The organism is Anaerolineae bacterium (assembly GCA_014360855.1).
Classification (GTDB): Bacteria; Chloroflexota; Anaerolineae; order JACIWP01; family JACIWP01; genus JACIWP01.
Map to the genome: position 1 here is coordinate 1 of JACIWP010000133.1, position 8276 is coordinate 8276.

The 8276-nt window shown below is 65.4% G+C and carries 8 protein-coding genes; all 8 read right to left on the bottom strand.

Features of this window, described 5'->3' with window-relative positions:
- Window positions 1-1427: hypothetical protein (locus H5T60_08515; protein ID MBC7242473.1), on the bottom strand; the 1427-nt coding region annotated here is incomplete at its 3' end.
- 305 nt (window positions 1428-1732) lie between these two features.
- Window positions 1733-2734, bottom strand: a complete 1002-nt coding sequence (locus H5T60_08520) for a Gfo/Idh/MocA family oxidoreductase (protein MBC7242474.1) — start codon at window positions 2732-2734, stop codon at window positions 1733-1735.
- Window positions 2731-3801 (bottom strand): DegT/DnrJ/EryC1/StrS family aminotransferase, encoded by a 1071-nt coding sequence (locus H5T60_08525; protein ID MBC7242475.1) that lies wholly within the window; start codon window positions 3799-3801, stop codon window positions 2731-2733. Before H5T60_08525 ends, H5T60_08520 begins: the two co-directional genes overlap by 4 nt.
- A 25-nt stretch (window positions 3802-3826) precedes the next feature.
- Window positions 3827-4423: an N-acetyltransferase gene (locus H5T60_08530; protein MBC7242476.1), complete on the bottom strand. Its 597-nt coding sequence runs from the start codon at window positions 4421-4423 to the stop codon at window positions 3827-3829.
- Window positions 4420-4917 (bottom strand): hypothetical protein, encoded by a 498-nt coding sequence (locus H5T60_08535; GenBank protein MBC7242477.1) that lies wholly within the window; start codon window positions 4915-4917, stop codon window positions 4420-4422. The genes H5T60_08530 and H5T60_08535 overlap by 4 nt, the downstream gene beginning before the upstream one ends.
- The gene (locus H5T60_08540) at window positions 4917-5414 is read right to left on the bottom strand and encodes a hypothetical protein (GenBank protein ID MBC7242478.1); all 498 of its coding nucleotides are present in this window, start codon (window positions 5412-5414) and stop codon (window positions 4917-4919) included. Before H5T60_08540 ends, H5T60_08535 begins: the two co-directional genes overlap by 1 nt.
- Complete coding sequence (locus tag H5T60_08545; GenBank protein ID MBC7242479.1) at window positions 5407-6357, bottom strand: glycosyltransferase; 951 nt, start codon at window positions 6355-6357, stop codon at window positions 5407-5409. Before H5T60_08545 ends, H5T60_08540 begins: the two co-directional genes overlap by 8 nt.
- Entirely contained in the window at window positions 6354-8246 is a 1893-nt protein-coding gene (locus H5T60_08550) for a nucleotidyltransferase family protein (GenBank protein MBC7242480.1), read from the bottom strand. Before H5T60_08550 ends, H5T60_08545 begins: the two co-directional genes overlap by 4 nt.
- Between the last annotated feature and the right edge of the window lie 30 nt (window positions 8247-8276).

Sequence of the window (8276 nt, forward strand, 5' to 3'; positions counted from 1 at the left end):
CACATATAGGGGTTCCCAGTGGCCTGGTCGGTGCGGCGGGCGATCCAGCCCTCCTTGGTGCCGGCGAGGAATGATACGTTGGGCTCCACCAGGGTGTTCTGAATCTGATATTCCCCAGAGCCCCTGGGGCGATAGGTGACCGCCTTGGTACTGCCTCCCGGCACGCCGTTATCCTGGTAGAGGTAGAAGCTGTAGTTGCCGTACTGCGGGTAATAGGTGTAGCCGGTCTCGCGCAGGGCCACCCAGATCTCCGGCGTGGTGTTCACATTCTTCCCCAGGTAGCGCATGGCAAAGCGCAGGGACTCCTGCCGAATGGGATTGCCGTCGGTGAAGGTGTCCTGATCCATGACCAGGTAGTCGGCGTGCTTGTCCAGGGCGTTCAGCACCGCCCAATACTGCAAGATGGGCTCGGTGAGGTAAAATTGATAGGTCTCGAAGCCGATGGGCACGGTATCGGAGTACGAGATGGCCGGGTCATCCAGGAAGGCCTTATCGAAGCTCGGGTCGCCATCCCGCCGCGTGGCCTTATCGCGGTCCGGTTTCAGGCCGTTGCCCTTGAAACCGATGCCCTTGGGGCCGTCGTACTGGGCGATGGTGCGGCGCTCCGAATCATGCACGTGCGTCGGGTAGTGCTGGATGACCAGGGGCTTGGTGGGAAAGGCGGCCAGGTAGTAATCGGAGACGTTCTTCATGTACGTCTCCCATTGATACTGTCCCAGCCCGTCCGCCTGGATGCAGGCTTCCAGCACATTACCGGGGTTGTACTGCACCGGCTGGTTCTCCCCATCCACGCCGGTGCTGATCTCGATGAACTCGACGCGGGAGTCGTTGTTGTATCGGGCGCCGAAGGCGTTGATGAGGGCGCGGTATTCGGACTGAAAAGAGGAGTAGTGGTAGCGGGGGATCTTGAACTCGCGGCCGGCGCTGTCAGTGCAGGTGATGGTGGGCAGCCAGCCAGGGGCCACATATCCCTTGATCGCTGGGTCGTAACTGCTGGCGCCCACATAGGCGACGATCTCCAGGGCCACTGGCTTGCCCAACGCCGCCTGATTGGCGATCCACGAATCCACCACGTTCCAATCGTAGACGTGATAGCTCTTCTCGATCTGGTTCCAGTAGAAGGTCATGTGCCCGCCGTTGAAGAGGCCGGGGTAATCCGCCGGGTTGATATTGCGGAAATCATAGAAGACGTAGACGCCCGGCCGGGTGACTTGGTATTTCCAGGCGGCGCTCACGCCCGCCGGCTCCACTGCCTGCCCCTCCGTGCCCAGCGGCAGTAACCCGGGCAGGGGGTTCTCTTCGGGGACGGCCGGCGGTGTCGGTGGCTCATTCTCGTCCTGAATGCGCGGGCCGGCGAAAACCGTCGCACCGATGACCAGAAATATGCTTAGCACAATGACCAGTGGGACAAACAGGTGTCGTTTCATTTTCCCTTCATTACCTCCGCAACGCACAATAGTAATATATGTAGCACATGGGGCGGAGACTCACAAATCCAGGCCAAGTGGGTGTTGAAAAGTATCGCTGGTGCATCCGGTTCGGAAGCCCCATCCCCGTTTCACATCTTTTCCAACACCCTTGGCTGGGGCGGGCACGCGACCTGGGCAAAGCAGTGCGTCGGCGCCGTTCCGGCATCCACTGCCTGCGTTTTCTCACGCCAATATAGACGAGAAAACGGGGCGCCCGTTACGGATGCGTCCCGTTCTCTTGGCAGAAAACGGCCGGCACGATATTACAGATGCACCACTTCATGGCGCAGGCCGGATTCCACCAGCTTCTGCGCCAGGAACACCGCCCGCAGGCCCTCCTCCCCGCCGATGGCCGGCGGCTTGTCCTCCCGGATCGCCTCCACAAAGGACTCCAGCTCCGCCTTGAGCGGCTCCTTGCGCTTGATCTCGTACTTGATGGTGCGCCCCTCGCTCACCCCCATCAACGCCACCGCGCTCTCCCAGTTCTCGCTGAAAAAGCTGTTCTCGTGCAGGTACAGCTCCTGGGTCAGGTAGTTGACACGGAACATGCCGCGCTCGCCGATGACCGACAGCTCGCGAATCTTGGTAGGGGTGAGCCAGTTGATGTCCAGCACACCGACCACGCCGTTGTCGAGCTTGATCACCCCCGAGAGGAGGTCCTCGTGCTGTTCATGGATCTCGCGTTCGGTCTCGGCATACAGGCTGACCACGCGGGCATTGGCCAGGTACTCCATGATATTCAGCTCATGGGTTGCCAGATCGAAGACCACGCCGACATCTTCTACCCGCGGCGGGAAGGGACCGACGCGGCGGGCATGGAGCTGGAACATGCGGCCCAGCCGGCCGGCATCCAGCTCCACCTTCAACTGCAGGATGGCCGGGTTGAAGCGCTCGATGTGGCCGACGCCCAGCTTGACGCCGGCGGCGCGCGCCGCATCAATGATGGCCCGCGCGTCCTCCACACTGCCGGCCAGCGGCTTCTCCACGAACAGATGCACGCCGTGCGCCGCGGCCTCCTCCGCCACCTCCCGATGCAGTCGCGTGGGCACAGCAATGGTCACCAGGTCCAGCGGCTCCGCCTCCAGCATCATGCGGTAATCCGCGTAGGCGCGCACCCCGTATATATTGGCCACCCGCACCGCGGCGGCTTGGTCCACATCCGCCACGGCGATCAACTGCACATCTTCCATTTCCGCATAGACGCGGGCATGGTTGCGCCCCATGCTCCCCACGCCTATCACCGCGGCACGCAGAAGTTTGCTCATAGGATTTCGTTCACCGCCTCCACGATATATGAGAGTTCTTGGGGCGTCAGGGCCGGATGCACCGGCAGGGAGAGCACCTCCCGGCAGGCCTGTTCGGTCGCCGGCAGTATATCACGATATCCCAATTCGCGGTAATACGGCTGTTGATGCACCGCCAGGGGGTAATAGACCCGGCTGGCGATGCCCCGTTCCGCCAGGCCGGCGGCCAGCGCATCGCGCCGGCCATCGGGCACCCGCACGGTGTACTGGTGGAAGACATGTCGGTAGCCGGCCGGCACGTACGGCACCACCACCCCCCGCAGGTGGGCGCTCAGATACGCCGCGTTGGCGATGCGGCGGGCGTTGAACTCGGGCAGACGGCGCAGTTGCACCAGCCCGATGGCCGCCTGGATATCGGTCATGCGGAAATTATAGCCCTCTGCCTCGTGCAGGTACTGCTCGCTCATGCCGTGGTTGCGGATCAGCCGGCAGCGCCGGGCGATCGCATCGTCGTTCGTGGTGATCATGCCCCCCTCGGCCGTGGTCATGTTCTTCGAGGGGTAAAAGGAGAAACAGCCGGTGGCGAAACTGCCGGCCAGGCGCTCCCCGATGGCCGCGCCGTGCGCCTGACAGGCATCCTCGATCACCACCAGGCCGCGGCGCGCCGCGATATCCATGATGGCCGGCATGTCCGCCATCAGGCCGTACAGATGTACCGGCAGGATGGCGCGTGTGCGCGGCGTGATGGCATCTTCCACCTGGTTCGGGTCCAGGGTGAAGGTGCGGGGATCAATGTCCACGAAGACCGGCCGCGCGCCGACGAAGCGGATGGCATTGGCGCTGGCGATAAAGGTGAAGGCAGTGGTGATGACCTCATCGCCGGCGCCGATGCCGTGGGCCATCAGCGCCGTCTGCAGGGCTGTCGTCCCCGAGGAGGTGGCCACGGCATGCCGTACCCCGCAGAAGGCGGCGAAGGCCTCTTCGAATTCCTGGACGCGCCGGCCCTGCACCAGCATGCCGGAATCCAACACCTCCAGCACGGCCTGGCGCTCTTCTTCTCCCAACAGCGGTTTCGAAATCGGGATCATTCCCTTTCTCCAATGAAATGGGATGTCAGCGGCGAAAGTCCACGAATTTCGGCCCCTGGGGCGTGGGGCGGTAGTGGCGGTGGCACTCGCGGCAGGTCCAGCCGTCGCCATCGGGGAAGAGCGGCCGGCCGCAGATGCAGGCGAAATCCCACTGCCGCGCCGGGTTGCCCAGCACAATGGCGTGGTCCAGCACGTCGCGCGTCACCACGGCGCCGGCGCCCACCATGGCATAGCGGCCGATGGTCACGCCCGGCAGGATGACCGCGCCGGCGCCGATGGAAGCTCCTTCCTTGACCAGCGTCGGCGTCACCACCCAATCATCCGCCCCCTTCAGCGCACCCTCCGGCGTGATGGCGCGTGGGTAGCGGTCGTTGGTGAAGACCACATGCGGCCCGATGAACACCCCGTCCTCGATGGTCACGCCGTAATATATGGACGAATAGTTCTGAATCTTCACCCGGTTGCCGATGAAGACATGGTGGTCCACATAGACGCCCTTGCCCAGGATGCACTGCTCCCCGATGCGGGCCCCCTCCCGCACCTGGGCATGATGCCAGATTTGGGTCCCATCACCGATGATGGCATCGGGGGAAACGTCAGCCGTGGGGTGGATCTTGATCATCTTCTCTCCTCCTTTCGCGAGCTGGTCGGCCGCCGGCGCCGACGCAAATGCTCCTGGATGATGCGCGGGATATCGCAGGGCGGACAGGTATAGGGTGTGGGGGAAAACCGCAGGGCCAGCCCGATATATTCCTCCAGCCGGCGCAGGTCTCGACACCAGAGGAGATGGCCGGCCTCCGCCAGGGTGCTCAGCAGGTCCTCCTGATGATGGTCGTAACGGTCGGGGTTGGCCACGGCCAGCAAGCGGCGTCCCCGGCCGATAACCTCTACTGCCGTGCCCAGTCCTCCGTGGGCGATGACCAGTTCGGCGCGGTCGTAATACGGGTCGAGGGCCGGCGCGAAGCGGAAATAGGGCGCATGGCGGGGGATATAGCGGCCCTCGCCGATCTGCATCTCCACCTCATATCCCGCCAGCAGGCCGCCGGGCGCGCACAGGCGGTCCACTGCCTCCACCAGCGCGTCGAAGTCGGTACTGCCCACGGTCACGAAGATCATCAGCACAGCCTCCCGGCATAGATGGCCCAGGGACAGCGCTCCTGCAACTGCGGCCACTGCACGAAGAAAAGCGTGGCCAGGTAGCGCATCAGCCGGCCGGTCAGGGAAAGCTGGTGCACGCGGGAGCCGGTCTCGATGAAGATCACCTCCCGGCCCAACAGCCTGGCCCACACGGCGAAGGGGATGGCCAGCGCCGGCCCACTGGTGATCAGCGCATCCGGCCGGAAATCGAGCATCACCCGCAGGGCCTCGACAGTCGTGCGCACCAGCTTCAGGCCGGCGCGCCATACCGGGTCATCTTTGCCGCGCGGTCGCGTCACCCGATAGACCGGGCCGGCCAGGCGAATCTTCTGCTCCGAGAGCGGATCCTGGCGCGTCACCACATAGCCGTACTCGAACTCCGGCCCCAGCATATCCACCAGGATCAATATTTCCTTGGTGTGCCCGCCTTCCCCCAACAGTATCAGCAAGCGCAGTGGGCGCTCGATATCAGCCATGACGGCGCAGTGTCTCCTCGTAGACCGCATGAATCCGTTCGGCAACGGCATCCAGGGACAAATGTTCCACACGTCGGCGGCCGTCGGTGCGCCGGCCAAAAGCCAGCGCCATGGCCAGCTTCTCCGCGATATCCTCCACATCCTGCCGGCAAATGTAACACCCCGGCGTGTCTCCCATCACCTGGGCCGCATCCCCCACATCGGTGGAGACGATGGGCAGGCCGCAGGCCATGGCCTCTTTGATGACCATGGGCGAGCCCTCGTAGTCGGACACCAGCACCAGCACATCACAGGCGTTCATGTACAGCGGGATACGGGCATGGGGCTGGCCGGCGGCGATGACCAGCTCGACCGGCCCCGACCAGCGCGCCTGCAGGGCCTCCACGCCGGCCTGCGCCAGTTCCAGCCGCTTTTCGGGTCGGGGTTCGCCGGCGAAAAGCACCAGCTTTGGCTCCTTCGGCAGGCCCAGCGCACGCCGCGCTTCCTCCTGCGGCATGGGGCGGAACAGCTCCAGGTCAATGCCGCAGGGGATGACCACCGGCTTCCCGGGCAGGCGCTGTGCCATCGCCGGCGAGGTCACGATGGTGGCCTGTGCCAGGCGGGAGGCCAGGCGGGAGAGCGGCGCCGTCCAGCCGGCCAGCACCTCGATGCCGTGATGGGTCAGCACCACCGGCAGGCGCCGCTGGGTGGCGGCGATCAGCCCGCAGAAGACGTAATGCGCGTGGATCAGGTCATAGGAATTGCCGGCCAGGCGCCGGCGCAGCCACAGCGGCCCCCGGGCGTAATTCCACTTGCTCTCCCGCGGGTTGATGAAGAGCACATCCATCTCCAACCCCCGCCGGCGCAGGGCCTCGACCTGCTCCGCCACAAAGGTGCCGAAGGCCGGGTGCTGGGGCGTCGGGTACATATTGGTCACGACCAACACGCGCCGGCGACTGGTCATGGGATGGGGTCCTCTGGGGCGCACGGCTGTTCCCGCCAGGGAAACGGCATGGGTGCCGGGCGGGGCGGCAAATACGGCGGGAATTCCCTTCCTGCCGAGCACTGCTTCGGGTTGGAAAGCAGGAGGGTGTTCAGGGCGGTCCGGAAGCCGGCGAAATAGCCGCTCAATACCTCGTAGACCAGCGTGTCGCTCACATGCTCCGCTTCATCCTCCCCGTCTATCACTTGATACCCCAATTTGCCCGCCAGCACATTATACATCTCCGCCTGGCGTTGGGCCAAACCCAGTGTGCCCTGTTGCAGTTCCGCCGGCTGTCTGGCGCGCGCCTTCTTGGGGTCCACCGCCAGCACAAAGCCCCGCTGAGGACGTGGGTTGAGCCAGAGGAGCAGGCGCGCCGGCAGTCTCCGCAAGATGCCGGCGTCCTCCAGGCGCGCCCCCATCTCGGCCAGGGCATCCAGCAGGTAGCGGTCGCACACCACCACATCGCCGCGCAGGAGGGGCCAGCGCACCCGATACGCGTACTGGCAGGTGAGATCGAGCCACACCAGCCACGGCCACAGCCGGCGGGCCAGCGGATGGCGAAACAGGGCCTCGCGTCCCTCCTCCGAGGAGGGGCCGGCGGGCGGAGGGCCGGCCCGGCGCCCCAACAGGCGCTTCCCCAGGGCGATCATGCGCCCGGCCAGGGGAGAGGAACCGCCGCGGCTCCATACGTAGCGGGCGCGGATCCCGCATTGGCGGAAGGCGTGCACCAGCGCCTGCGCCTGGGTGGTTTTGCCGGAACCATCCACCCCGCTCAGGGCGACGAGCATGGCCGGCTGGCTGTGCAGATGGAGTTTGAGCTTCGTGCCGGTGACCAGGTGCGTGCCGGCGTCCGCCAGGCGCGCCGGCCAGGGGACATTCTCGTCGGACAGCATCTTAGCGAAGAACAGCCCTTTGCTGAAGGCGAAGCGCACCGGCAGGGGAAACCGCGCCGGCATCGCCAGGTGCTTCAGCGCCGGCCGGCGCCAGATGCCGCGCAGCGCGCGTTCGGCCTGTTCGCGCTGTTCTGCCGGCAGGGCCGGCGCCGCGTACAGGACGCGCTCCAGCCTGTCATGTGCCAGCAGGGCGAAGGCCAGGCCGGCCTCCCAGCCCTTGGAACGCGCCGTCCCCCAGATATACGCCCAATCCAGCGCGCCGCGACGCAAGCAGGCATGCACCCGCAGGACATCCCCCAACTTCAGACATTTGTTCTCGTACAGGGCATGCGCCAGGGTGATGAGCAGGGCGTCCTCCGGCGAGGGGACGCAAAAGCCGGCGTCATCGGGGGCCGGCCGCCGGCGCTCCCACGCCTGTTCCTCATGCAGGAACGAGACGCTCCATTCCAGGCGCAGGTGCAGATGCACGGCGCACACTTCCTCGCCGAAGCGGAAGCGCTTGAACAGGTACTTGTGCGGCTCCTCGATGTTGCGCAGTTCGACGTACCCCAGCCGGCGCAGGAGCCGCCGCGCCATGTCCTCTTTCGCCGGCGGGATGTAGACATCCAGGTTGTCGCTGGTGTGAGGGAAAGAAGGAAGCAGGCCGGCGGCCTTGATGAACATGGCGGTAATGCCCTCTTCCGCCCAGGCCCGGCGCACCAGTTCAAATTCGGCGCGCTGTCGGGCGAAGGATTCCTCCTCGGCGCGCAGGGGGGTGGCGAGGGCCGGCATTGTCCACCACTCGTGCGCCGGCGCGGCACAGGCCAGGCTTAATATCGGCACCTTGTTGCGCCGCCAGAAGGCCGGCAGGGAAGCGATATCCTCGTCATCCAGCGCCGGCAGTCCCTCGGCCGGCGCGTCCGCCGGCGCTATTATGTGCGCCGTCCAGCGCGCCATCCGCAGTTCCAGGTCGTGAGGGGAGACCGGATGCTCCATCTCACTCCTCCGCGCCGAGGACTGCCCTGA

Excerpts from the sequence above, each read along its gene's own strand:
- H5T60_08520 (MBC7242474.1), bottom strand. The coding sequence starts at position 2,734 with ATGAGCAAACTTCTGCGTGCCGCGGTGATAGGCGTGGGGAGCATGGGG.
- H5T60_08525 (MBC7242475.1), bottom strand. The coding sequence starts at position 3,801 with ATGATCCCGATTTCGAAACCGCTGTTGGGAGAAGAAGAGCGCCAGGCC.
- H5T60_08530 (MBC7242476.1), bottom strand. The coding sequence starts at position 4,423 with ATGATCAAGATCCACCCCACGGCTGACGTTTCCCCCGATGCCATCATC.
- H5T60_08535 (MBC7242477.1), bottom strand. The coding sequence starts at position 4,917 with ATGATCTTCGTGACCGTGGGCAGTACCGACTTCGACGCGCTGGTGGAG.
- H5T60_08540 (MBC7242478.1), bottom strand. The coding sequence starts at position 5,414 with ATGGCTGATATCGAGCGCCCACTGCGCTTGCTGATACTGTTGGGGGAA.
- H5T60_08545 (MBC7242479.1), bottom strand. The coding sequence starts at position 6,357 with ATGACCAGTCGCCGGCGCGTGTTGGTCGTGACCAATATGTACCCGACG.
- H5T60_08550 (MBC7242480.1), bottom strand. The coding sequence starts at position 8,246 with ATGGAGCATCCGGTCTCCCCTCACGACCTGGAACTGCGGATGGCGCGC.